Source organism: Faecalibacterium sp. 7 (assembly GCF_049562865.1).
GTDB classification, from domain to species: Bacteria; Bacillota; Clostridia; order Oscillospirales; family Ruminococcaceae; genus Faecalibacterium; species Faecalibacterium wellingii.
In genome coordinates this window covers 1917510-1941432 of the sequence record NZ_CP186911.1, presented here as the reverse complement: position 1 = coordinate 1941432, position 23923 = coordinate 1917510, and the positions used below count along the sequence as shown (strand labels likewise).

The window sequence follows — 23923 nt, the reverse complement described above, 5'->3', positions numbered from 1 at the left end:
CGTCATCGCTGGCGAGCGAAACGAGACTGAGGGAGTTTTATCGTTCAAACGTGGTGCTCAGGGTGGTCTCCCAGCTTTCACCCGGGGCAAGGCAGGCAGCGGCTGCACGCTGGCTCCACGCCTGCGGGTCGGTCTCAGCGGCGGGCAGGCTGTGCCACGGCTCGATGCACACAAACCGCACCGGCTTTGCGGGAGCCGACCAGATGAGCGAATAGGGGTAGCCTTCCACATTGCAGGTGATCTTGCGTCCGGTATCTTTCTCGCAGATGCCGATGGTGCCGGTGCGCAGGCCTGCCATGCAGAAGCTGTCGTTTGCAAACAGATCATCGGTCAGCGGGATGGCCTGCTGGTTCTTCCACCGGTAATAGCATCTGCCGCTCAGCAGGCCGTTGGGGCTGGCGTCGAGAATGACCGGGCTCTCCGGCCGGTCAAAGCGGAACTCGTAGTCTGTGGTAGTGTGCTGATCGTCGAAGGGAATGTTGAACGCAGGGTGATAGCCGATGCCGAACCGCAGCTCCCCGCTGCCGGGGTTCGATACGGCCAGCGTGTGGTGCACGGTCTTCCCGTCCAGCCGGAAGGTGCTGGTGAGCACAAAATCAAAGGGGAAGCGCTCGGCCTTGATGGCGTCATCCGAGCGCAGCTCCAACTGGATGGTATCGCCTTCGGCCTTGAGCAGGGTGTGCTCCATATCCCGGGCAAAGCCGTGCTGACCGCCCTTGTACGTTTTGCCGTCCACCTCAAAGGTACCGCCGGGCAGCTTGCCCGTCCACGGGAACAGAATGGGGGCGTGGCGCTTCCACACAGCCGGGTCGGCCTGCCAAAGCATTTCTTCGCCCGCTGCATTTTTCAGGCTGACTGCTTCGGCACCGTGGGTATCCACCGTGAGGGTCAAAAATTCGTTGTGAATGGTTGCCTGCATTGCTGTATTCTCCTTTGTCCTTCTTATTTTCCGGGGTCTTCTGCTTCCAGTATACTCCCCCGTGTGCCAAAAATAAAGTCCCAGTCCGCCCAGTTTCAGCAGGGCTGTGCCAGCGGCAGGGTGACTGCAAAGGTAGTGCCGTTTTCGCTGCTGCGTTCCACGGTCACACTGCCGCCATGCAGCACAGCGATCTCCCGCACAAGGGCAAGGCCAAGCCCAACGCCGCCCATCTCCCGGCTGCGGGACTTATCCACCCGGAAAAAGGGCTGGAAGATGCTTTCCCGGCAGTCTGCGGGGATACCCGGGCCGGTATCTGCAACGCGCAGTACAGCAGTCTGCTTTTCCTGTTGCAGGGTGACGCGCACCGCACCGCCGGGGCGGTTATACTTGATGCCGTTTTCCACCAGATTGAACACCAGCCGGTAGATCAGCGCATCGCTGCCCACCATGCCAAGTTCCTCGCAGTCCTGCTGCAAAGAGATATTGTTTTTCTGGGCAAGGGGGGTCAGGTCGGTCAGGATCTCCTCCACCAGCGGCGCAAGGGCGATCTGGTCGGTGCGGGAGACTGATTGCAGATTGCTCATCTCTAATAAAGTGCGCACAAGAGCGGTCAGGCGGTCCAGCTGCTCCCGCAGAGAGCGGATCAGCCCGGCAGTTTCGGCGTCCATGGCCGGGTGCTCCTCTGCAAACAGTTCCAGCTTCGTCTGCAAAATAGCCAGCGGGGTGCGCAGCTCGTGGGCGGCATTGCCCGCAAACTGCCGCTGCAACTCAAAGGACTGCGCCAGACCATCCAGCATCCGGTTCACCGACCGGCTCAACTGCCCGAATTCCTGCACAGTGTTTTCGTCCAGACGGGTGGTGGCGATGCTGTCCTGATCGACCTGCTGCGCCTGCTGCGCAAGCTGCTGTAACGGTTTCAGCGCTCTGCCGCTGACAAAATAAGCAATGGCAGCGCTGACGATGGTGACCACGACGGTGATGCACCAGCCCTTGCGGCCAAAGACCACCTTTGCATCGTAGACTTCCTGCGAAAAATGCGCCAGCAGACTGGACATTTCCTCCTGCGGGATCTCGATGGTCAACGGATCCGCACTGCCGGGCTGGTACTGCATCATAAAGCCGTTGAGGGCATCCATGCCGGTAACGCCGGTGTGGTATAAAAGCAGGTTCATGCACACGCAGGCGCAGGCGATGAGCAGCGCGGTCAGCAGGGTGATGCGCCATTGCAGGGACAAATGTTTCATTGTACCTCGCCTCCGATCTCGTAGCCTTCCCCGATGCGGTTGCGGATGGGGTCGTAGCCCAGCGCCGCCCGCAGCTTTTTGCGCAGGGCAGAGATATGCACCCGGATGGAGTTGCTGAAGCTGTCCACACTGCCATCCCAGACGTGCTCGATGAGTTCTTCCTGACTGACCGGGCGTCCCTGATGCAGCAGCAGATATTCCAGTACGCCGCTCTCCTTCCGTGTCAAAGCAAGGGTCTGACCGTCCACAGCAGCAACGCGGCTGCGGGTGTTGAAGCTCAGCCGTCCGCAGCACAGACAGACGTCTTGCTGAATAAATTTGCGCCGGGTCAGGCTGCGCACCCGGGCTTCCAGCTCTGCAAGGTGAAAGGGCTTGGAAAGGTAATCGTTCGCCCCGGCATCCAGCCCCTCCACTTTATCTGCGATTTCACTGCGTGCCGACAAGATCAGCACACAGGTCTCAAGGTCGTGCCGGCGCAGGGTGCGCAGCACCTGCATTCCGTCCACCTTGGGCAGGTTGAGGTCCAGCAGTACAAGGTCGTACCGCTCTGCTGCCAGTGCCTCCAGCGCGGCCTCGCCGTCTGCACAGGCATCCACCTCGTACCCGGACAGCCGCAGCTTTCGGGCAATATCCTCCCGCAGGGAGTGCTCGTCCTCTACCACCAAAAGGCGCATCTTTGTTTTCCACCTTTCCCATAAAAATTGCGTTTTTTCTTCATTATAACAGATTATAGCAGACGGTGTTAAGATTCGTGTTAAGATTTTCTTAGCAGAGATTTTATCCCGCATGGTGTATACTGATGCCATCAAACAACAGGAGGCTATGATGTTCATGACAAAAAAACAGGCGCAGCTGCTTTTGCTTGCCGCCGGGGTTCTGATGCTGCTGTTCGGCTTATGGCGGGGCGAGGCAGACACCGTATTTTCAAAAGCCATCCGGCTGTGTATGGAGTGTGTGGGCATTGGATAAGAAAAAGAAAAAGCTTTCTCCCCTTGCTCGCTTCCGGGGCTTTATACAAGCCGGGGCTACCCTGCTGACCAATCTCCACCTACCCAATTTTGCAAAAGGAGCGCTGTATCAGGGCGGCGGAAAATACGTCTGCGTGCCGGGGCTGAACTGCTATTCCTGCCCGGGCGCGGCCGGTGCCTGTCCGGTGGGAGCATTCCAGGCGGTGGTGGGCTCTTCCAAGTTCCGCTTTTCCTACTACATTACCGGCATCCTCATCCTCTTTGGGGTGCTGCTGGGGCGGTTCATCTGCGGTTTCCTCTGCCCATTCGGGTGGTTTCAGGAGCTTTTGCACAAGATTCCATCCCCCAAGCTTTCCACCAAAAAGCTGAAGCCGCTGCGCTATTTAAAGTATGCGGTGCTGCTGGTCATGGTGGTGCTGCTGCCTTTGCTGGCGGTCAATGAGCTGGGCATGGGCGACCCCTTCTTCTGCAAGTATCTCTGCCCGCAGGGCGTGCTGGAGGGTGCCATTCCCCTCTCCCTGACCAATGCGGGCATCCGCGCTGCGCTGGGCAAGCTGTTCACATGGAAGGCCTGCATCCTGCTGGCGGTCATCGTGGGCAGCGTGGTGTTCTACCGCCCCTTCTGCAAGTGGCTGTGCCCGCTGGGCGCGTTCTATGCGCTGCTGAACAAGGTCTCGCTGTTCCAGATGCGCGTAGACACCCACAAATGCGTCTCCTGCGGAGCCTGTGCAAAGGCTTGCAAGATGGACGTAGACATTACCAAGACCCCCAACCACGCCGAATGCATCCGCTGCGGGATGTGCATGAAAGCCTGCCCCACGGACGCCATTCAGTACAAGTTCGGGCTGGGGGACCAATCAAATACCGAAACAACAAAGGAGTAAAACCATGAAGATCCATCGTATCGCCGCACTTTTTCTCAGCCTTGTGCTGGCTTTCAGCCTTGCCGCCTGCGGGCAGGGCGCATCCTCTGCATCTTCTGCATCCTCTTCTGCCGCTTCCTCTGCGGCAGCAGAAAGCAAAACCGAGGAGCAGCTGCTGGCCGAGGAAAACGAGATCCTTTCTGCAAACGATGCTCTGTGGGAGAAAGTGTTCTCATCCATGGACAAAAACGTGACCGAAACCACGATCAGCGCCAACTACGGCGATTTTCTGCTCAGCGCTGTGGAAAAGGCCAAAGATCAGTTCTCGGACGAGGAGTACAAGACCCTGACCGCAGATGCCGAAAAGATTCGTGCCATCGAACAGCAGATCGCCGCTCTTGCCCCCGCAGAGGATGCCGCTTCCAGTGCCGCCGCACAGGGCACCGCCTTCCCCAAGTTTGAGGGCAGCGATTTAGAGGGCAACCCGGTGGACAACAGCCTGTTTGCGGGCAACGCCTTTACGGTGGTGAATTTCTGGTTCAACGGCTGCAAGCCCTGCGTGGAGGAGTTGGACGACCTGAACGCCCTGAACGAGAAGGTCAAGGCACAGGGCGGTGAGGTCATCGGCATCAACACCGAGACGCTGGACGGCAACCAGCAGGGCATTGATGCCGCCAAAAAACTGCTGGAGACAACGGGCGCAAGCTACCGCAACATCTACTTTGCCTCCGGCAGTGAGGCCGGCAAGTTTGCACTGAACATCATGGCCTTCCCCACCACTTACGTTTTTGACCGGGACGGCAACGTTGTGGGGCAGCCCCTGCTTGGCGGCATCGACAAGGAAGAAAACCTTGCCGCTCTGCAAAAAAATATCGACGCCGCCCTTGCCAAGGACAGCGCCAAATAAACCTTTCTCCCCTGCCGCCTTCGGGCGGCTTTTTTATTTGCGGTGTGCATTGCCATGCACGTCCGGCGGCGCGGCCGAATACGCTGTGGGAGAAGCATTCCATTCTCACAGCAAAGGAGCATCCGCCTATGAAAAACACCGGCATTCTACGCATTCAGGCTTTCGGTGCCCGTCAGTCCTCGCCCATCGAGGGTGTTCTCGTCACCGTGTCCGGCAACGGCTTTACCGCTCAGCGTATCACCGACGAGACCGGCACCGCTGCCGACCTCTCCATTGAAGCTCCCTCCTGTGCGCTGTCCCTGCAGGAGGACAACACCATCCGGCCCTATGCCGTTGTGGACCTGACTGCCGCAAAGGCAGGCTTCCGCACCGTGCGCATTCAGGGTGTGCAGATCTTTGCCGGGCAGGTCACACTGGCCCAGCCGGAGATGATCCCTGAGACCGAAGAGGATCGCGACGTGGTAAACCCGCCCATAGTCATCCCGGAGCATTCACTGTTCACCGGCGACGGCGGCAGCGGCCCGGACCCCATAGAGAACTGCATGCCCCGGGTGCTGAGCCGGGTCATCATCCCCAAGAACATCACGGTGCATCTGGGCAAGCCTGCAGCCTCCGCACGGAACGTGACCGTCTCCTTCCGGGATTATATTGCCAATGTGGCATCCAGCGAAGTGTATCCCACATGGCCGGAGCAGGCCCTGCGGGCCAACATCCACTGTCAGATCTCGCTGGCGCTCAACCGCATCTACACCGAGTGGTATCCCAGCAAGGGCTATACCTTCAACATCACCAACTCCACCAGCTATGACCAGTATTACGTCCACGGACGCGCGGTGTTCGACGTGATGGTGCGCATCACCGACGATATCTTCAACACCTATCTCCGCAAGACCGGCACCGTGAACCCCTACTACTCTGAATACTGCGACGGCAAATCGGTCACCTGCCCGGGGCTCAAGCAGTGGGGCACGGTCTCGCTGGCCAATCAGGGCCGTAACGCCTTGCAGATCCTGAAGTATTACTACGGCAACGACATTGAGATCATCCGCACCTCGAACATCCAGTCTATCCCCCAGAGCTACCCCGGTTCGCCCATCCGGCAGGGCGACAGCGGCACGGCAGTGTTCACCCTGCAGCGCCAGCTGAACCGCATCACCAAGGACTATCCCTTCCTCGGTCTGCTGACTGTGGACGGCGTGTTCGGGGCCCGGATGGCTGCCACGGTCCGGGCGTTCCAGAAGCAGTTCAACCTGACCGCCGACGGCGTGGTGGGGCGGCAGACATGGTACAAGATCAGCTATATCTACGTTTCGGTCAAAGATCTGGCCGAGCTGACCAGCGAGGGCGAGGTGTCCAGCGGCACCCTCTCGGACGGCACATGGGGCGGCACCGTGCTGCGCACCGGCTCCACCGGCAGCGCCGTGGAGCAGCTGCAGTTCTGGCTGAACACACTGGCCCAGTACACTTCCTCTATCCCATCGGTCACGGTGGACGGCGTGTTCGGCAGCGGCACCGCCGCAGCGGTGCGGGCCTTCCAGCGCAAATACGGCCTGACCGTGGACGGCGTGGTGGGGCAGAGCACATGGACCGAGCTGTACGACCAGTTCCGCAGCATCCAGTCCGACAACGGCACCCCCAACGCCTACCCGGGCACCGCTCTGCGGGAGGGTGCAAGCGGACAGAACGTGCGGCTGGTGCAGTTCTGGCTCAAGATCGCCCGCACGGTGTATTCCAGACTGAACAACATCACTGTGGACGGCAGATTCGGCGCTGCCACCACCGCCGCCGTTAAGCGGTTCCAGAGCTACTTTGGCCTGACCAGCGACGGTGTGGTGGGCCGCAATACGTGGCTGAAGCTGTACGAGGTGTACAACGATATCGCCAACAAGCTGCTTTCCTCTTCCCTGCGCCCCGGCGAGTACCCGGGCGTGCTGCGCAAAGGCTCTTCCGGCACAGCGGTGCGGGAGCTGCAGTTCTACCTCTATCTCATGAGCGCCTACGAGAGCAGCATCCCGGCCATCGGCATCGACGGACAGTTCGGTGCTTCCACCGAAGCCGCCGTGCGGGCCTACCAGCGTTTTGCGGGCCTGACCGTGGATGGTGTGGTGGGCCGCACCACATGGAACAGCCTGTACGACAAGGCGTCCACCCTGCGGGCATCCGGGCCGGTGGTCACCCTGAAGCGCCTGCCCTACCCCGGCACACCGCTGGCGGTGGGCTCTTCCGGCAGTGCGGTGCTGTACTACAGCCTGCTTTTGCAGCGCATCGCCTACTATTATTCCAGCGTGGAGACCCCGCCCTTTTCGGACCGGTACACCGACGAGACTGCCGCCGCCACCCGCAGCGCACAGGAGCTGCTGGGTCTGCCGGAGACCGGCATCGCGGACGCCGAGACATGGACGGCGGTGGAAGCGTTGAGCCTGCAGCTCGCCGCCGAAATGCCCAACCCCGACCGCAGCATCGGGCATGGCCCGGTCTACCCGGGCCGGGCCATCGGCGCGGGCAGCGTGGGGCCGGACGTGGCGCAGGTGGAGACATGGCTGAACGGGCGTTCCTGCCTGTACTGCACCGAGGGCTATGTGACCGAGAACCGCCGCTTCGGCCCGGAAGAGACTGCCGCCGTCCGACTGACACAGCAGCGGGCCGGGCTGCTGGTGACCGGCACCGTGGACCGCGGAACATGGGCCGCACTGCAGGCCCAGAGCTGCCCACACTGCAGCAAGGAGGAATGAGCGATGGCACGTCTTCTGATCTACGACGCCTACGAGAACAAGGTCTACACCTACGCAAACCTGAACGAGAACGACCCCATGCCCTACAGCACCGGCACCACCCTGCGGGTGCGGGAGTTCCGGGGAAAATCTGCCAGCCCCACCCTGTGGACCACCATTGCGGCCATGGAAGCGTGGAACCTGACCCGCCGCAAGTACGGCAAGGGCATCCCGGTGGGATATGCCTTCCGCCGCATCTGGGAGGGCGGCCACGGCACCCGCAGCCAGCACTACGCGGGCGTATCCTTTGACGTGGGCCAAAGCCTGACCCGGACCGCCCGCACGGCCATCTACAACGCAGCCCGGGGCACCGGGGCGTGGGGCTATGTGGAGCCGCTGAGCCAGACCCCCACATGGGTGCACATGGACCGCCGCTACGGCACGCCTGCCTGCAGCGGCACCACGGCAGGCTACCCCACCCTGCGGCGGGGAAGCCGCGGCTGCTATGTGATGATCTTGCAGGACGCACTTTCCACACTGGGCTACCAGACCGGGAGCCGCATCGACGGCATCTTCGGTGCCCGGACGGAGGAAGCGCTGAAAGGCTTCCAGCGGCGCACGAGCCTGCGTGTGGACGGTGTGTGCGGCTGCAACAGCTGGAAAAAGATCAGCACCGCCGTCATCGGCGTGGGACGGACAAAAACAACGATCGATTGATAAACCCTCTCCGTCTCGCTTCGCTCGCCAGCTCCCCCGAAAGGGGGAGCTCTTTTGCATCTGATGGTTTGCACTCATAAAGCTCGCCCTTCGGGAGAGCTGGCACGGCGTCAGCCGTGACTGAGAGGGTTTTCTTCCCGTGAAACATCCTTCGCTTTCCATCACCGAAAGTTGAAACTTTCTCCCGCATCTGCCCTTTTCGTTGCGCAGTCAGGCAAAACGTGCTAAAATAGCCCTATTATCAAAATGATCCGTGTTAAAGAGGGGTATCAGGATATGCAATTTTCCAAACGACTGGATCTGTTCGGCGATGAGATCTTCGCCGCACTGAACGAACGCAAGGTGGAACTGGAAGCTCAGGGCCGTACCATTTATAATCTGAGCGTCGGCACACCGGACTTTGCGCCTGCCGAGCACATCCGTAAGGCCATGATGGACGCAGCCGCCGACCCGCAGAACTGGAAGTACAGCCTGCGCGACCTGCCTGAGCTGCTGGATGCTGTGTGCGGCTACTACAAGCGCCGCTTCGGCGTAGATCATGCCGGATCAGGTGGCCAGCTGCGCCGGCAGTCAGGAGGGCGTGGGCCACATCGGCATGGTGCTGTGCGATGAGGGCGACACCGTGCTGCTGCCCACCCCCTGCTACCCGGTGTTCATTGCGGGCAGTCTGCTGGGCGGCGCAAAGCCGTGGTATTACCCGCTGACCAAGGAGCACGGCTTCCTGCCTTACGTGAAGGATATCCCGGAGGATGTGGCCCGCAAGGCAAAGTACATGATCGTCTCCCTGCCCGCAAACCCGGTGGGCAGCGTGGGCACGCCGGAGCTGTACGCCGAGCTGGTGGCCTTTGCAAAGAAGTACGACATTCTCATTATCCACGACAACGCCTACAGCGACATCATCTTTGACGGGGCCGTGGGCAACAGCTTCTTCAACACGCCCGGTGCCATGGATGTGGGCGTGGAGTTCTTCAGCCTTTCCAAAAGCTTCAACGTCACCGGTGCCCGCATCAGCTTCCTTGTGGGCCGCAGGGACGTGGTAGCCGCCTTTAAAAAGCTGCGCGGTCAGATCGATTTCGGCATGTTCCTGCCGGTGCAGAAAGCCGCCATCGCCGCCCTGACCGGCCCGCTGGACATGGTAAAGGCCCAGTGCGGCCTGTACCAGCAGCGCCGCGACGCCCTGTGCGGCGGTCTGCGTTCCATCGGCTGGAATGTGCCGGACAGCCACGGCAGCATGTTCGTGTGGGCTCCCATCCCGGCAAAGTATGCAAAGAGCATGGACTTCTGTCTGGAACTTGTGGAAAAGAGCGGCGTGCTGTGCACCCCGGGTTCCAGCTTCGGCCCCTTGGGCGAAGGCTATGTGCGCTTTGCCCTCACCCTGCCGCCAGAGCGCATTGCCGAGGCGGTGAATTCCATCAAAGAGAGCGGTATCCTGAACTAAAAAATAACGGGAACGTCCATGCGGCGTTCCCGTTATTTTTATGCGTTCACAATGTTCTCTCCTGCGCCATCCAGCCATGTGCGCAGGTTGTTGGTGGTAATGTCCATCAGCCGCTGCAGGGCTTCGTTGGTGGCCCATGCGATGTGCGGCGTCAGCAGGGCGTTGGGCAGGCCCCGCAGCGGGCTTTCCTGCGGCAGTGGCTCGGTGCCAAAAGCGTCTGCCCCGTAAAAGGCCAGCTGCCCGTTTTTCAGCGCATCGGCCACGGCCTGCTCGTCCACCAGCGCACCGCGGGCGGTGTTCAGCAGGATCATGCCGGGCTTTGCCCTGGCAAGGGAGTCTGCATTGACCAGTCCGCGCGTGGCGGGCGTGGCCGGGCAGTGCAGGCTGAGCACATCGCTGCGGGCCAGCAGGGTGTCAAAGTCAACGAACTCCACCCCGTCGGCGGCGTACTCCGGCCGCACGGTGCGGGTGCACACCAGCACATCCATGCCAAAGGCTCTGGCAATGCGGGCGGTCTGCCGCCCAATGCTGCCGTAGCCGTAGATGCCAAAGGTCTTGCCCAGCAGCTCTACCTGCGGCAGCAGCCGGTAGGCAGCGGGATCTTCGGTGCGCCACCGGCCGTCCTGCACAAGACGGTCATAGCGGTCGGCACACTGGCAGATGGCCAGCAGCAGGCTGAAGGTCATCTGCGCCACACTGTGCGTAGAATAGCCCGGCACATTGGCCACAGCCACGCCATGGCGGCGGCAGGCCTGCAGGTCAAGGTTGTCGGTGCCGGTGGCAATGATGCCCACCCACCGGAGCTTCGGACACCGGGCCAGAACGGTTTCGTCGATGCGGCACTTGTTCAGGAACACGATCTCTGCATCCCTGATGCGCGGCACCACCTCCTCCGGCGCGGTGCGCCCATAGCGGGTGACGTCCGGCACCAGCACTTCCACGCCCGACCAGTCCAGATCTCCCTGCTGTATGGCATAGTCTTCCAGAATAACTGCTTTCATTTGAACTTCCTCCCCTTTTATTTTACACAGGATACAGTGCCAGCACCGTGCCCTGCGGGCTCTCGCGGCTTTCCAGCGCGGCATAGCCCCGGGCCAGCAGGATGGCAATGTGCACCCGGTCTGCCAGCGGCACCCAGACCGGCGGCTGGTTCTGTCCCAGACAGCCCGCCTGCAGCCAGAAGCAGGGGGCCAGACTGTCCAGCGGGCGGATAGCCCGCAGCGCGAACCCCTGCCGCAGGTACAGCGGCAGCACTTCTTCGGCAGCGCACTCCACCACAGCCCACCGCACCCGGCCCCGGGCCAGCTGTTCCTGCCGGGCGGCGGCAGCAGCCAGCAGCGGTGCAAGGGTCCCGGCGGCACGGCTGTCCGGCCCGGCCGCCGGGGTGAGAAAGTACCCGCCCGCCGTGCAGCCCCAGCCCAGAAAGCGGCGCAGGGCAGCCGCTGCGGCTACATCGGCGTCCATGGGCAGCAGGATGCATCCGGCACCGGGAGCGCCCCGCACACCGCCGGTGCCCCATGCCTCGCCTACTGTCAGCATCCGCAGCACCTCGCTGCGCGGGCGGTACACACAGCTCACTTCACCTCTGACCAGCTGACAGAACTCTTCTGTTGAAAGCCGCCTTACCTGCCGCATGCGCGGCGGGTCACAAACCTGGATCATTTGATTTCCCCCATTCTTTTCGTTATGCACTCAGCATACCGGACCGGGGGCGAGAATCGGCGCGAAACAGGGCCGTTCTTTTTGTTTTACAGATCCAGCGTTACGTCCTCGCTCAGCACCTGACCAATGGGCTTTGCAATGCACAGGTCGGCTTCGGCATCGGCCCCGGTGGGCTGCATGTTGATGACCACCAGATGGTCGCCCCGGAAGTACCGGATGAGCCCCGCTGCCGGGTACACCACCAGACTGGTGCCGCCGATGATGAGGGTATCCGCATGACGGATGGCGTTCACCGCGCCGGACAGCACCTCTTCGTCCAGCCCTTCCTCGTACAGCACCACGTCGGGCTTTACGATGCCGCCGCATTCGGTGCAGCGGGGCACGCCGGTGCTGTCTGCAATAAAGTCCACATCGTAGAATTTGCCGCATCGGGTGCAGTAGTTGCGTAGGGTGCTGCCGTGCAGCTCGTACACCGTGCGGCTGCCCGCCGCCTGATGCAGGCCGTCGATGTTCTGGGTGACGACCGCTTTCAGCCTGCCCTCCCGTTCCAGCTTTGCCAGCCGCAGATGGGCCGCGTTGGGCTTTGCCCCCTTCACGATGAGCTTATCGCGGTAAAAACGGTAAAACTCCTCCGGGTTCTCCTCCCAGAAGGTGTGGCTCAGGATGGTTTCCGGCGGGTAGGCGTACTTCTGATGATAAAGTCCGTCCACACTGCGGAAGTCCGGGATGCCGCTCTCGGTGGAAACGCCCGCCCCGCCAAAGAACACGATGCTGCTGCTTTTGGCAATGATCTCTTCCAATGCCTGTACCATAACAAAAAACGCCCCTTTCGCCGGATGTACATTTGTGTTAAGATAGCTTTAGTATAACACAAACTCACAGGAAAGGAAGCGCAGCTTTTGAACGTCTGGTATGTGAACAGCATTCTGGGCACCTTCCGGCTGGAAGAGGAGGACAATGCCATCTGTGGACTGGCCCTCTGCCCGGACGGGGTGCCGGAGCTGGAGCCCCTGCCCCGCAAGGTATGCGAGACGCCCCTTCTGCAGGAGGCCGAGGAACAGCTGAACGAATACTTTGCCGGGGCGCGCAGGGAATTCGACCTGCCGCTGGCCCCCAAGGGCACCCCCTTCCAGAAAGCGGTCTGGGCCGAAATGTGCCGCATCCCCTACGGCGAGACCCGCACCTACGGCCAGCTGGCGGCTGCCATTGGCAGGCCCTCTGCCTGCCGGGCCGTGGGCGGAGCCTGCCACAGCAACCCCATCGCCATCCTTCAGCCCTGCCACCGGGTGGTGGGCCGCAGCGGCCGCCTGACCGGCTACGCCTACGGCGTGGAGATGAAGCAGTATCTGCTGGAACTGGAACAAGGGTAAGCCTTGCAAACGAAAAAGAGCCATTGCACACCCGTTTTGTGCAATGGCTCTTTATTTTTCACTCCGTTTTACTGTGCGCTGTACACGCTGCCCATCGTCCAGGAATTGTCCGCACTGTACTTTGCATGGTTGCGCAGGTAGGTGACCCACGCGCCATAGCCGTTGCCGGCGCTCAGATGCACACCATCCGGTGCGGCAAGCATCTCCTTCAGGTTGCCCTCGCCGTCTGCAAGAGCCTCCCACAGGTCCAGATAGACGCAGCCCTTGCTGGCTGCCAGCTGAGCCAGCTGCTCGTTCACACCGTGCAGCACATCCGATGCAAGGCCGGGCTTTTCAGCAGCTGCCGAGGGTCGCACCGGCGGGATAGACTGCACGTAAATGGTGCAGCCATCGCCCAGCGTCTGGCGCAGCAGATCCAGCATCTGGCCATAGTAGGCAAGGAAGCGGTCTGACGCGCCCAGTGTGGTGAGGGTGTTGGTGCCCAGCAGGATATACAGCTTTTTGGGCTGCGCTGCGGCCAGCACATCCAGTGCCACCTCCTGCCCGCGGGTGGGGCTCTTGACCGCGCTGCGGTTCACGATGGCATCCGGGCCCACGCCGGTATAGCCGCAGATGAGCGCCCCGCCCAGATTGATCTGGTAATCCGAGAAGCCCACGGTCAGGCTGTCGCCCAGAAAAGCCGCATCCGCAAAATAGCTCAGGTCCACCTGCCCGCAGCTGGGCTGACGGATCACACTGGCGTCATAGGCCTTTACGGTGTACGCTCCGGCGGTCTGCTTTGCCGGGCCAAATGCTTCCAGGGTGACGGCGTCCGGTGTGCCGATACTGCTGTCCGGTGCGGCACTGCTGCTGTCTGCCTCGCCCTGCATGGGCAGCGGGGCCAGAATGTTCTCGGCAATGCCGCCTGCATTGGTGGACGGGGTATCGTCCGCACCCTCTGCGCCTTTTTCCAGAATGGCGGTAATGGCGTAGGATACCAGCAAAATTGCGATCACTGCGCCCAGAAAGCGCAGCCTGCCGCTGACGGTGCCGTGCCGTGCCCGGCGCGGTGCCGAATGATATTCGTGTGAAATGCCCATGGTTTTTCCAGCTTTCTCCAATTTTCCCCCGCAGAGGGGGACTTTTACCGCCCCCGGAGCGGTCTGTTTTTTATTTTATCATAATTTTTTTGCCTGTGCAACCAATTGGGTCTTGCATACAACAGGCAAAACAGGTACAATAAGGATGTGGCAATTTTGCACATTTTACAAAAAGCGTGTGCACATGCCGCAAACTTTTTTGTATCACTTGCAAGGTGCGGTCTGTTTACCGTCGGTCTGCGGGCAGTGCAGGGCCTCAGGACCATTTTCCCATGCAAAGCGGCGCGGAAGCCGTATCTTGCAGGCGGCGTAAAAATGATAAGAATGAAATTTGCAAAAGGAGGTTCTCATGGCCAAGAACGTGATCATTGGTCAGAGCGGCGGCCCTACCGCCGTGATCAACTCCAGTCTGGCGGGCGTGTACAAAGCAGCCTGCAGTCTGGGCGCAGACAAGGTGTACGGCATGAAGTACGGCATCGAGGGTCTGCTCAAGGAGGAAATGCTGGAACTGAACGTCCTGCTGGACGACCGCATGAGCATCGAACTGCTCAAGCGCACCCCGTCCAGCTATCTGGGCAGCTGCCGTTACAAGCTGCCGGACCCGGATGTGGACTCCACACCCTTCATCAAGTTGTTCACCCTGTTTGACAAGTACGACATCTGCGCGGTGTTCTACATTGGCGGCAACGACTCCATGGACACCATCGCAAAGCTTTCCCGCTACGGCGATCGTGTCGGCAGCAGTGTGCGGTTCATCGGTGTGCCCAAGACCATCGACAACGACCTGTGTCTGACCGACCACACCCCCGGCTACGGCTCTGCCGCCAAGTACATTGCCACCATTTTAAAGGAAGTCATCCGGGATTCCTCCGTGTATGACATCCGCAGCGTGACCGTGGCCGAGATCATGGGCCGCCACGCGGGCTGGCTGGCCGGTGCGGCCTGCCTTGCCGGCGGCGACGACTGCGAGGGCCCGGATTCTTTATCCTGCTGCCTGAGGTGCCCTTCGATCAGGACAAGTTCCTTGCCCGGGTAGACGAGCTGCAGCGCCGCAAGTCCAACGTCATCATCGCTGCCAGCGAGGGCGTCAAGACTGCCGACGGCACCTATCTGTGTGATCTGGTGTCCACTGCCGGTCAGCTGGATGCCTTTGGCCACAAGGCCGTGCTCAGCGGCACCAGCCGCTACCTGTCCGACCTGATCCACGATAAACTGAACTGCAAGAGCCGCGCCATCGAGTTCTCCACCCTGCAGCGCTGCGCCAGCCATCTGGCCAGCCGCACGGATGTGAACGAGGCCTACGCGGTGGGCGGTGCCGCAGCCGCAGCCGCTTTTGCGGGCGAGACCGGCCGCATGATCGCGCTCAAGCGCATTTCCGCTTATCCCTACCAGTGCATCACCGAGTCGGTGGATGTGCAGCAGGTGGCAAACCTTGAAAAGAAGGTGCCGCTGGACTGGATCAGCCCCGACGGGATGCAGGTGACGGCTGCTTTTGAGGAGTATGCCCGTCCGCTGATCCTGGACGAGGTGACCCCCGTTTACGTCAACGGCACCCCGCGCCACATCCGTCTGTAACCCCTTTTCCCGCGTCTGTTTTCGTGCATCCTGCACGTCATATTATATTGCCGAAACAGAAAAACAAAAAAGGAGAAATCATCATGGGTAAAAATGCAATCGTTGGTCAGTCTGGCGGTCCTACTTCCGTCATCAATGCAAGTCTTGCGGGCGTCTTTGAGAGCTGCAAGAGCCGCGGCGCAGAAATCGTCTACGGCATGTGCAATGGCGTTGCCGGTCTGCTGGAGGAGCGGGTGGTGGATCTTTCCACTGTGCTGACGGACGATCTGGACATCGAGCTGCTCAAACGCACCCCGTCCAGCTTCCTCGGCAGCTGCCGCTACAAGCTGCCCGACTGGCATGAGGACGAGACCGTCTATAAAAAGCTGTTCGCCATTCTGGAAAAGCTGAACATCGGCTACTTCTTCTACATCGGCGGCAACGACTCCATGGACACCATCGGCAAGCTGGCCGAGTACGGCGAGCGCATCCAGAGTGACATCCGCTTTATGGGCGTGCCCAAGACCATCGACAACGACCTGATGGTCACCGACCACACCCCCGGCTACGGCTCTGCTGCCAAGTACATCGGCGTGGTGATGAAGATGATCCGCGACGCCACCGTGTACGGCACCAAGTACGTCACCGTGGTGGAGATCATGGGCCGCAACGCAGGCTGGCTGACCGCTGCCGCTGCTCTGGCAAAGAGCGATGACTGCGAGGGCGTGGATATGATCTGCCTGCCCGAAGTGCCCTTCAACGTGGAGCACTTCATTGAGAAGGTGCGCGTGATGCAGGAAAAGAAGCCCAGCATCGTGATTGCCGTGTCCGAAGGCGTCAAGCTGGAGGATGGCCGTTACGTCTGTGAGCTGGCCGACGATGTGCACGCTGTGGACGCCTTTGGCCACAAGGCCCTGACCGGCACCGCCCGGTATCTGGCCAACGTGGTGGCCCGCAATCTGGACACCAAGACCCGCTGCATCGAGCTTTCCACCCTGCAGCGCTGCGCAGGCCATCTGACCAGCCGCACCGACATCACCGAGGCCTATCAGGTAGGCGGTGCTGCTGCCAAGGCTGCTTTTGAGGGCGTCACCGGCCAGATGGTGGCCCTGAAGCGCATCTCCAACAGCCCGTACCAGTGCACCACCGAGCTGCACCCCATCAGCGAGGTGGCAAACCTCGAAAAGAAAGTGCCGCTGAGCTGGATGAACGCCAACCACACCCAGATGACCGATGAGTTTCTGGCTTATGCCCGTCCGCTGATCCAGGCCGAGCTGACCCCGCTGTACATTGCCGGTCTGCCCCACCACATCTACATGAAGAATCAGAAGTGATCTCTCCCGCATTGATTTTTCTCAAGGCATGATAAAAACCCGTCCGAGTTTTACGCCCGGACGGGCTTTTTGCATTTTGGTATTTTCCGCTTCAGAAGATCAGACCGCTGCGCCGACTTTGGGTACGCCGCCTGCAATTTCCTCTGCCGTCAGGGGCTTTGCCTCCACCGGGGCATTCAGGCGCTCCTTGGCCACTGCCAGCATCAGCTTGATGCGGTTCTCCTGATTGACCTTGGTGGCACTGGGGTCGTAATCGATGGGGGTGATGTTGGCACTGGGGTACAGGGCGCGGATCTTGTTCACCATACCCTTACCCACGATGTGGTTGGGCAGGCAGCCGAAGGGCTGGGCGCACACGATGTTGCCGTAGCCGCCCTGCACCAGCTCGATCATCTCGGCGGTCAGCAGCCAACCCTCGCCCATCTTGGCACCCAGCGAAATGATGCCCTTGGGCTTTTCCACCAGCTCCTTGAAGGGGCCGGGGGCGTAGAAGCCTGCGTCGGCCTCGGCCTTGAGCATGGCGCGCTCGATGCTGTCCAGCCAGTTCAGGAACTGGTCAATGCCGATCTTCACCGCCAGCTTGCCGCCGTACAGCACATGATCCTCGCCCATGTTGAAGGCGCAGTACTGCACAAAGCCCATCAGGCCCGGGAAGTTCACCTCACAGTCCTGACTTTCCAGAAACTTCTGCAGGTCGTTGTTGCCCAGCGGGCTGTACTTGACATAGATCTCGCCCACAACGCCCACCTTGACCTTGGGCACCCGGGTAACGGGGATGGCGGCAAAGTCCTTTGCGATGAGGGGGAAGGTGTGTTTCATCTCCCCGGCGGTGTAGCCCTTGCCCGCCAGCAGCACACGGCCCAGACGTTCCACCCACAGGTCTACCATCTTATCGGCAGCACCCTTCTCGTTCTCGTAAGGTGCCACCTGATTGCGCAGAGCGCACAGCATGTCGCCGTAGAAGATGCAGGCCAGTGCACGGCGGGCCAGCGGCAGGGTCATCTGGAAGCCGCTGTCCTTTTCCAGACCCGAGAAGTTCAGGCTGGCCACCGGGATCTGCGGATATCCGGCCTTCACCAGTGCCTTGCGCAGCAGATGGATGTAGTTGGAGGCACGGCAGCCGCCGCCGGTCTGGGTGATGAGCAGGGCGGTGTGGTCCAGATCATACTTGCCGCTGTTCAGTGCGTCCAGAAACTGGCCAATGACCAGCAGGGCCGGATAGCAGGTGTCGTTGTGGACGTATTTCAGGCCCAGCTGTGCCACAGCACTGCCGCAGTTGCCCAGGATCTCGCACTTGTAGCCGTCGTAACGCAGGGCGTACTCCAGCAGGCGGAACTGGGTAATGGCCATGTTGGGGATGAGGATGGTATGGGTCTTCTTCATCTCCGGGGTAAATTTGGGATAATTGTATTCCATAGGTTCCTCCTATGTTGCTTTTTTAAAAAGCCTTTTGCGCTCTCTCTATTTTATTCTGCCTTTTCTGCAGCTACCTCGTCCCGCTCATCCAGAGCGGCAAACAGGCTGCGCAGACGGATGTTCACGGCACCCAGATTGGTGATCTCGTCGATCTTGAGCTGGGTGTAGAGCTTGCCGCCCTCCTGCAGGATCTCGCGGGTCTCGTCGGTGGTGATGGCATCCACGCCGCAGCCAAAGGACACCAGCTGCACCAGATCCATATCCTTCTGGGTGGTGCAGTATTTGGCGGCGGCATACAGGCGGCTGTGGTAGGTCCACTGGTTCAGCACGCTGGTGGGGAACTTCTGCACCCGGTTGGAGATGCTGTCCTCGGTAACAACGGCAGCGCCGTGGCGGGTGATGAGGCGGTCGATGCCGTGGTTCACCTCGGGGTCCACATGGTAGGGGCGGCCTGCCAGCACGATGATGCGCTTGCCCTGACGGCGAGCTTCATCGATGATCTCGCTGCCCTTCACCCGGATCTTTGCCATGTGGGACTCGTATTCCGCATAGGCGGCATCCGCTGCGGCCTGCACCTCTTTTTCCGAGATGCCGCCGAAGTACTTGGGCAGGATGTTCTTTGCCATCTTGTGCACAAAGTCCTTGGGGCGGTGGATGCCCACATAGTCATAAATGAATTTGGTGCCTTCCAGCTCCGGGCAGTTGCCCGCCAGAACCTCGGGGTAGTAGGCCACCACCGGGCAGTTATAGTGGTTGTCGCCCAGTCCCTCGTCCACATTGTAGGTCAGGCAGGGATAGAAGATGGCGTCCAGCTGCATCTGGCTCAGCGCCTTGATGTGGCCGTGGCTCAGCTTTGCCGGGAAGCAGGCGGTGTCGCTGGGGATGGTGGCCTGACCGGCCAGATACAGCCCGCGGCTGGACACCGGGCTGGTGTGCACGGCAAAGCCAAGCTTTGTCCAGAAAGCCCACCAGAAGGGCAGCAGCTCGTAGAAGCCCAGACACAGCGGGATGCCGATGGAGCCGCGGCTGCCGGGCACAGGCTTGTAGCTGGCCAGCAGCTGCTGCTTGTAGGCGTACAGGTTCAGGCTGTCGTCGGCGCTCTTGCCGGTCACGGGCTTGTCGCAGCGGTTGCCGGAGATGTACTTGCGGCCGTCCGCAAAGGTGTTGACGGTGAGCTGGCAGTGGTTGCCGCAGCCGCCGCACTTGACGCTGACCACCTTCTGCGCAAAGGCTTCCAGCTCCTGCTCGTTCATCATGGCAGAGGCAGTCTGTCCGCTCTTATGGCTCTGGCGCAGGCCGTACAGCGCCGCACCGTAAGCGCCCATCAGACCGGCGATGTCCGGGCGGATGACCTCCACCCCCATCTCCTTCTCAAAGGCGCGGAGCACGGCTTCATTATAGAAGGTACCGCCCTGCACCACGATCTTGCGGCCCAGCTCTTCCGGGCTGGAAGCGCGGATGACCTTGTACAGTGCGTTCTTGACCACGCTGATGGACAGGCCTGCTGAGATGTTTTCGATGCTGGCACCGTCCTTCTGGGCCTGCTTGACCGAGCTGTTCATGAACACGGTGCAGCGGCTGCCCAGATCCACCGGACGGTCTGCGAACAGGCCAAGGCTGGCAAATTTCTTCACATCGTAGCCCAGCGCCTGCGCAAAGGTCTGCAGGAAACTGCCGCAGCCGGAGGAACAGGCTTCGTTCAGGAAGATGTTGCTGATGGCTCCATCCTCGATCTTGAAGCACTTCATATCCTGCCCGCCGATGTCGATGATGAAATCCACATCCGGCATGAAGTATTTGGCGGCGGTAAAGTGTGCCACTGTCTCCACCAGACCGTAGTCGCAGCGGAAGGCGTTCTTCACCAGCTCTTCGCCGTAGCCGGTGGTGGTGACGCTGGCCACCTGCAGGCCCGGGTGCTCCTTGTAAATTTTGAGCAGCTGCTCCCGGATCAGGGGCAGCGGGTTGCCCAAGTTGGGCTGATAGTTGGTGTAGAGGATCTGGCTCTTCTCGTCCACCACCACCAGCTTGACGGTGGTGGAGCCGGAGTCGATGCCGATATGCACCGGGCCGCACTGGGCACTGAAGGGCACGCGGGGCACGCTGTGGGACATGTGGCGGGCGTGGAAGGCCTCGTATTCCTCCTTGCTAGCGAACAGCGGCGGTTCACTGGCATAGGTGGCAGTGGCAGCATACTGATCCAGCGCATCCGCCACCTCGGACAGAACAAAAGACTTGTCGGCATAGAGGGCAGCACCCAGTGCCACATACAGCAGGCTGTTCTCCGGGCAGGTGCCGGTCACGTTCAGCGCTTCGTCAAAGCTTTTGCGCAGCACGCTGCTGAAGGTGAGCGGGCCGCCCAGATACAGGATATTGCCCTTGATGGGACGGCCCTGTGCAAGGCCTGCAATAGTCTGGTTGACCACAGCCTTATAAATGCTGGCAGCAATGTCCTCGGTGCGGGCGCCCTGATTGATCAGCGGCTGCACGTCACTTTTGGCGAACACGCCGCAGCGGGAGGCGATGGTGTAGGTGCGCTGGGCATTCTCTGCCGCTTTGTTCATCTCGTCGGCACCCATCTTCAGCAAAGTCGCCATCTGGTCGATGAAGGCGCCGGTGCCGCCGGCGCAGCTGCCGTTCATGCGCACCTCAGTGCCATTGGTCAGGAACAGGATCTTGGCATCCTCGCCGCCCAGCTCAATGACACAGTCCGTCTGGGGCACAAAGCGCTTGACCGCCACGCGGGTGGAGAACACCTCCTGTACAAAGGGCACGCCGCAGCTGTCGGCCAGACCCATGCCCGCCGAACCGGAAATGCTCAGCAGCGCCTTCTGACCGTGCATCTGCTCGGCATCGATGCGGCGCAGCAGCTCCTGCGCCTTTCCCAGAATATGGCTGTAGTGCCGTTCGTATGTAGAATACAGCAGCGTATCATGTTCATCCAGCACCACACACTTGATGGTGGTGCTGCCGATGTCAAGACCTACTCTCACGTCGTTTTCCTCCTAAGGACAAATGCCGGAGACGACGTCCCCGGTAAAAGGCAAAGCAATTTCTTTACCAAAAATTAGTTTGGTAACGAATCATTCATTGAATCGCATACAGCTGTATTATAATCCAATTCCGTGGTGCAATCAATGCATGTACTTCATTTTACACGGAAAAAATAGTATTTTCCGCGCAAAAAGTTAAACATTTTGTGAACTTGTCCAGACTGAAACGGCGGCATCTGCAGCTCAGTCTGCAAACAAAAACTGCTGCACAGGCGCTCTCCCATGCAGCAGTATCTTCTTCCTATTTATCATGCAGCAGTGTCTTCTTCCTATTTATAGAGCAGGCTTCAGCACCGGTTCTTCACAGGTCTTCCGTGCCGCCGCGCTCCGGCATGGTGCGCAGCTCCCGCACCAGCATATTGCGCAGCTGGTATTGCTGCTGCGTCCGCACCGGGCTGCAGTCCGAACGCAATTCCACGGTCGGTTCCGGCATCGGTTCATCGCACAGCGGGATGGTCACGACGGCCCGGGTGCCTTTTTCCGGTGCACGCTGTTCTACCTGCAGGTCCCAGCCCATACGGCGGCAGCACTCGCGGCAGAGCAGCAGACCAAGCCCGGCCCCGCCCAGAAAGCAGCGGCGGTTTTCCAGCCATGCTTCTCTGCTTGTTTCCGGCAGACCGCAGCCGTCATCCAGCACGGTCAGCTTCCAGAAGTTCTCGCACCGGCGCAGCGTCAGCTGCACTTTGCCGCCTGTGCCGCAGGCACGCAGCGCATTGGAGAGCAGATGCAGGCACAGCAGCTCTGCATCGCTGCAGTCGGCCATCACACGGCAGGACGTCAAGCCGCCATAGTCCAGCGTCAGCTCCACATCCAGCTGCTCCTGCACCATATCGGCCTGCGCTGCGATCTGCTGCAGCATCTGGCACAGGTCCAGCGGGGAAAGCTGCGGGGGCTCTTCTGCACGCAGAAAATCCAGCAGGGTCATCACTTCGTTCATCGTGCGGTCCAGCCGTGCCGCAGCGGCGCTGATGTCATTCACCGCCTGCCGGGTCTGCTCATCGGCTCCGACCCGTGCAAGGTGCTGCTCCAGATATTCGCAGTTGCGTCCGACCAGTCCCAACGCATGGAAGCAGGCCTGTTCCACATCTTTCTGCGGGATCGCCTGTGCCGTCAGTGCTCCCGCGTCGTTTTGCCACTCTTGCTCCATACCTTTACACCTCCAAAGCCTCCTGCTCAGCCGCCTTTCTGATGCTGAAGATAGTTTTTGACTGCATAGATCAGTTTGCCGGTCGTGGGCTTTTCGTCTGTAAAGCCGCTTTTTTCTTTGAACGCCAGCCACTCTGCGGTGGGTCTGGCTTCCAGCTGATCGACCATACGCCGGATCCCGCTGTCCACGGCAGAGACCGACACCTCATACTGTTCGCCCACCGCCTGCAGGATCTCCTTGCGGATCGCCAGCTTCTGGATGGTGCCATACACCACGCCCACTGCGCTGGACAGATAGCGGCTATTCATGTCCGGCTGCCGGATTCCCCAGCCCTCGTACAATTCCTGACACCTGCGTTCCATCTGCCGGTTCTGCCGTCCCGGCATCCGATACAGCTCCCACAGCAGGCTTCTGAGCTCCGTACGGCCAACATAACACAGGCCTTCGCCGGACTCCGGGCAGAGGATGCTGCTGTTCTGCCGCCGGGCTTCATCGATCATCAATACCGGGGGCCTTGCTTCCGTGGTGCGGAGCTCCGTCAGAAGTTCCAGCCCGCTCATATCTTCCAGCTGGCTGCAAAGGATCACTGCGTCGAATCTCCGGCCCTGCTGCAGCTGCTCCAGCAGGCGGCTGCCGTTCTGAAAGCAGGTGCACTCTGACCCGGCGCATTGCTCCTGTATGTAATTCTTTTGTACCCGCAGTTCCTTGCGGTCGTAGCTTCCAAGGGCGATCTGCAGCGTTCTGTCTGTGTTCTCATTCTCCACACAACGCGCCGCCTTTCTGCCTGAGCTGTTCTGTGTCGGCCAGTTCCTCTACCACATCCTGCCAGATCTCCGGCTGGACGCCATTCTCACACAGATACCGCAGGATCCGGTAGCCGAACTCTGGTGCCGCCGCGATGTACCGGCTTTTCATACACTGTCGATCCCCGGTGCGGCAAAGGGTCAGACGACAGCCGCTTTCGTCGTCTGCATCCATCGAATACACCAGCGTATACGCCTTCTGCAGTCCGTCAATTGCCGAAAACTGACGGATCATAGGTGCAAATGTACGTTCCATAATTCTTCCTCCTTGCTACAGGGTTCCGCAGTATTTTACTGTATTCCCTGTTTTTCCTGTTTTGCTGTAAAAGCTTTCCCGAGTTTATTTTAAAGAGCAAGAAGGGAGTGGTACAACCCCGAAGAAGTGTCTATTTTCATCAGGCTGCATTTTTACGCCATACTTTATTTTTTACAACTTTTTTACAACGCATGTCCATTTTGACCAGCATTTACCACGGTTTTTAGCATCTGGTCGCTTTTGTCCGGCCCGGCCATGCCGCTTTTTGCTTTTTCAGCGGCATCTCCTGCTCTTAAAATAGCACGAATGCGACGCAAATTCAACTTTTCGACTCATTTTCCCGGTCTTTTCCCGTTTTGGACAGCCGGTCTCTGCCAACAGCACATAATTTTATCCATTCCGCAGAAATTCTCACCCGGTTATACACAGTTTTTTCATATTATTACGGTAAAATGAAAGGGTATGACATTCTGCGCAGAGCGCAG

20 protein-coding genes and 2 pseudogenes are annotated in these 23923 nt (G+C 60.2%); 9 read left to right on the top strand and 13 right to left on the bottom strand.

The genetic code is table 11. The features are described from left to right. Positions 1-37: 37 nt before the first annotated feature. The 3 genes from ACKXF7_RS09735 to ACKXF7_RS09725 all read right to left on the bottom strand — a co-directional run bounded on the left by ACKXF7_RS09735 (position 38) and on the right by ACKXF7_RS09725 (position 2837). Positions 38-919, bottom strand: a complete 882-nt coding sequence (locus tag ACKXF7_RS09735; protein ID WP_423741176.1) for an aldose 1-epimerase family protein — start codon at positions 917-919, stop codon at positions 38-40. 95 nt (positions 920-1014) lie between these two features. After that, positions 1015-2163: a sensor histidine kinase gene (locus ACKXF7_RS09730; protein ID WP_423741175.1), complete on the bottom strand. Its 1149-nt coding sequence runs from the start codon at positions 2161-2163 to the stop codon at positions 1015-1017. Then, a complete protein-coding gene (locus ACKXF7_RS09725) occupies positions 2160-2837 on the bottom strand; it encodes a response regulator transcription factor (RefSeq protein WP_044953424.1) in 678 nt (225 codons plus the stop codon). Before ACKXF7_RS09725 ends, ACKXF7_RS09730 begins: the two co-directional genes overlap by 4 nt. Before the next feature lie 151 nt (positions 2838-2988). Between ACKXF7_RS09725 and ACKXF7_RS09720 the strand changes: the two genes are divergently transcribed. The 6 genes and pseudogenes from ACKXF7_RS09720 to ACKXF7_RS09695 all read left to right on the top strand — a co-directional run bounded on the left by ACKXF7_RS09720 (position 2989) and on the right by ACKXF7_RS09695 (position 9767). Next, positions 2989-3132, top strand: coding sequence for a CD1871A family CXXC motif-containing protein (locus ACKXF7_RS09720; RefSeq protein ID WP_337678835.1), 144 nt, complete (start codon positions 2989-2991; stop codon positions 3130-3132). Further along, a complete protein-coding gene (locus ACKXF7_RS09715) occupies positions 3125-4015 on the top strand; it encodes a 4Fe-4S binding protein (protein WP_005939881.1) in 891 nt (296 codons plus the stop codon). Before ACKXF7_RS09720 ends, ACKXF7_RS09715 begins: the two co-directional genes overlap by 8 nt. 4 nt (positions 4016-4019) lie before the next feature. Further along, complete coding sequence (locus tag ACKXF7_RS09710) at positions 4020-4901, top strand: TlpA family protein disulfide reductase (protein ID WP_423741174.1); 882 nt, start codon at positions 4020-4022, stop codon at positions 4899-4901. 128 nt (positions 4902-5029) lie between these two features. After that, positions 5030-7633, top strand: coding sequence for a peptidoglycan-binding protein (locus ACKXF7_RS09705; protein ID WP_423741173.1), 2604 nt, complete (start codon positions 5030-5032; stop codon positions 7631-7633). Positions 7634-7636: 3 nt separating this feature from the next. Further along, on the top strand, positions 7637-8329 hold the full coding sequence (locus ACKXF7_RS09700; protein ID WP_097781966.1) for a peptidoglycan-binding domain-containing protein: 693 nt from the start codon (positions 7637-7639) through the stop codon (positions 8327-8329). 276 nt (positions 8330-8605) lie between these two features. Further along, a pseudogene (locus ACKXF7_RS09695) lies at positions 8606-9767 on the top strand (aminotransferase class I/II-fold pyridoxal phosphate-dependent enzyme). A 38-nt stretch (positions 9768-9805) separates the two neighbouring features. Here ACKXF7_RS09695 and ACKXF7_RS09690 read toward each other — a convergent pair. The 3 genes from ACKXF7_RS09690 to ACKXF7_RS09680 form a co-directional block, all read right to left on the bottom strand. After that, positions 9806-10768: a D-2-hydroxyacid dehydrogenase gene (locus ACKXF7_RS09690; RefSeq protein ID WP_423741172.1), complete on the bottom strand. Its 963-nt coding sequence runs from the start codon at positions 10766-10768 to the stop codon at positions 9806-9808. Positions 10769-10790: 22 nt separating this feature from the next. Then, the gene (locus ACKXF7_RS09685; RefSeq protein ID WP_348583138.1) at positions 10791-11429 is read right to left on the bottom strand and encodes a hypothetical protein; all 639 of its coding nucleotides are present in this window, start codon (positions 11427-11429) and stop codon (positions 10791-10793) included. An 86-nt stretch (positions 11430-11515) separates the two neighbouring features. After that, positions 11516-12241 (bottom strand): NAD-dependent protein deacylase, encoded by a 726-nt coding sequence (locus tag ACKXF7_RS09680; RefSeq protein ID WP_339395204.1) that lies wholly within the window; start codon positions 12239-12241, stop codon positions 11516-11518. An 87-nt stretch (positions 12242-12328) separates the two neighbouring features. Here ACKXF7_RS09680 and ACKXF7_RS09675 point away from each other — a divergent pair, with 87 nt between their 5' ends. Next, positions 12329-12799, top strand: coding sequence for a methylated-DNA--[protein]-cysteine S-methyltransferase (locus ACKXF7_RS09675; RefSeq protein ID WP_249237021.1), 471 nt, complete (start codon positions 12329-12331; stop codon positions 12797-12799). Positions 12800-12867: 68 nt separating this feature from the next. Here ACKXF7_RS09675 and ACKXF7_RS09670 read toward each other — a convergent pair whose 3' ends face one another. After that, positions 12868-13878, bottom strand: a complete 1011-nt coding sequence (locus tag ACKXF7_RS09670) for a GDSL-type esterase/lipase family protein (RefSeq protein ID WP_423741171.1) — start codon at positions 13876-13878, stop codon at positions 12868-12870. A gap of 349 nt (positions 13879-14227) precedes the next feature. Here ACKXF7_RS09670 and ACKXF7_RS09665 point away from each other — a divergent pair. Continuing rightward, positions 14228-15453: pseudogene (locus ACKXF7_RS09665) on the top strand (6-phosphofructokinase). 83 nt (positions 15454-15536) lie between these two features. Next, positions 15537-16766 carry a 6-phosphofructokinase gene (locus ACKXF7_RS09660; protein ID WP_423741170.1) on the top strand — a complete coding sequence of 410 codons (1230 nt, stop codon included), beginning with the start codon at positions 15537-15539 and terminating at the stop codon, positions 16764-16766. 99 nt (positions 16767-16865) lie between these two features. On the opposite strand, the gene ACKXF7_RS09655 is transcribed toward ACKXF7_RS09660, so the two are convergent. The 6 genes from ACKXF7_RS09655 to ACKXF7_RS09630 all read right to left on the bottom strand — a co-directional run bounded on the left by ACKXF7_RS09655 (position 16866) and on the right by ACKXF7_RS09630 (position 23761). Next, on the bottom strand, positions 16866-18182 hold the full coding sequence (locus ACKXF7_RS09655) for a 2-hydroxyglutaryl-CoA dehydratase (RefSeq protein ID WP_423741169.1): 1317 nt from the start codon (positions 18180-18182) through the stop codon (positions 16866-16868). 50 nt (positions 18183-18232) lie between these two features. Further along, entirely contained in the window at positions 18233-21172 is a 2940-nt protein-coding gene (locus ACKXF7_RS09650) for an acyl-CoA dehydratase activase (RefSeq protein WP_423741168.1), read from the bottom strand. Between the two features lie 361 nt (positions 21173-21533). Then, complete coding sequence (locus tag ACKXF7_RS09645; protein ID WP_423741167.1) at positions 21534-22379, bottom strand: sensor histidine kinase; 846 nt, start codon at positions 22377-22379, stop codon at positions 21534-21536. A gap of 26 nt (positions 22380-22405) precedes the next feature. Continuing rightward, on the bottom strand, positions 22406-23143 hold the full coding sequence (locus ACKXF7_RS09640; protein ID WP_348583130.1) for a response regulator: 738 nt from the start codon (positions 23141-23143) through the stop codon (positions 22406-22408). Next, a complete protein-coding gene (locus tag ACKXF7_RS09635) occupies positions 23133-23438 on the bottom strand; it encodes a hypothetical protein (RefSeq protein ID WP_423741166.1) in 306 nt (101 codons plus the stop codon). Before ACKXF7_RS09635 ends, ACKXF7_RS09640 begins: the two co-directional genes overlap by 11 nt. 182 nt (positions 23439-23620) lie before the next feature. Next, positions 23621-23761, bottom strand: coding sequence for a hypothetical protein (locus tag ACKXF7_RS09630; RefSeq protein ID WP_423741165.1), 141 nt, complete (start codon positions 23759-23761; stop codon positions 23621-23623). Positions 23762-23923: the final 162 nt, after the last annotated feature.

Excerpts from the sequence above, each read along its gene's own strand:
- ACKXF7_RS09660 (WP_423741170.1), top strand. The coding sequence starts at position 15,537 with ATGGGTAAAAATGCAATCGTTGGTCAGTCTGGCGGTCCTACTTCCGTC.
- ACKXF7_RS09655 (WP_423741169.1), bottom strand. The coding sequence starts at position 18,182 with ATGGAATACAATTATCCCAAATTTACCCCGGAGATGAAGAAGACCCAT.
- ACKXF7_RS09670 (WP_423741171.1), bottom strand. The coding sequence starts at position 13,878 with ATGGGCATTTCACACGAATATCATTCGGCACCGCGCCGGGCACGGCAC.
- ACKXF7_RS09710 (WP_423741174.1), top strand. The coding sequence starts at position 4,020 with ATGAAGATCCATCGTATCGCCGCACTTTTTCTCAGCCTTGTGCTGGCT.
- ACKXF7_RS09735 (WP_423741176.1), bottom strand. The coding sequence starts at position 919 with ATGCAGGCAACCATTCACAACGAATTTTTGACCCTCACGGTGGATACC.
- ACKXF7_RS09680 (WP_339395204.1), bottom strand. The coding sequence starts at position 12,241 with ATGGTACAGGCATTGGAAGAGATCATTGCCAAAAGCAGCAGCATCGTG.
- ACKXF7_RS09690 (WP_423741172.1), bottom strand. The coding sequence starts at position 10,768 with ATGAAAGCAGTTATTCTGGAAGACTATGCCATACAGCAGGGAGATCTG.
- ACKXF7_RS09730 (WP_423741175.1), bottom strand. The coding sequence starts at position 2,163 with ATGAAACATTTGTCCCTGCAATGGCGCATCACCCTGCTGACCGCGCTG.
- ACKXF7_RS09705 (WP_423741173.1), top strand. The coding sequence starts at position 5,030 with ATGAAAAACACCGGCATTCTACGCATTCAGGCTTTCGGTGCCCGTCAG.
- ACKXF7_RS09725 (WP_044953424.1), bottom strand. The coding sequence starts at position 2,837 with ATGCGCCTTTTGGTGGTAGAGGACGAGCACTCCCTGCGGGAGGATATT.
- ACKXF7_RS09720 (WP_337678835.1), top strand. The coding sequence starts at position 2,989 with ATGTTCATGACAAAAAAACAGGCGCAGCTGCTTTTGCTTGCCGCCGGG.
- ACKXF7_RS09645 (WP_423741167.1), bottom strand. The coding sequence starts at position 22,379 with ATGGAGCAAGAGTGGCAAAACGACGCGGGAGCACTGACGGCACAGGCG.
- ACKXF7_RS09700 (WP_097781966.1), top strand. The coding sequence starts at position 7,637 with ATGGCACGTCTTCTGATCTACGACGCCTACGAGAACAAGGTCTACACC.
- ACKXF7_RS09685 (WP_348583138.1), bottom strand. The coding sequence starts at position 11,429 with ATGATCCAGGTTTGTGACCCGCCGCGCATGCGGCAGGTAAGGCGGCTT.
- ACKXF7_RS09635 (WP_423741166.1), bottom strand. The coding sequence starts at position 23,438 with ATGGAACGTACATTTGCACCTATGATCCGTCAGTTTTCGGCAATTGAC.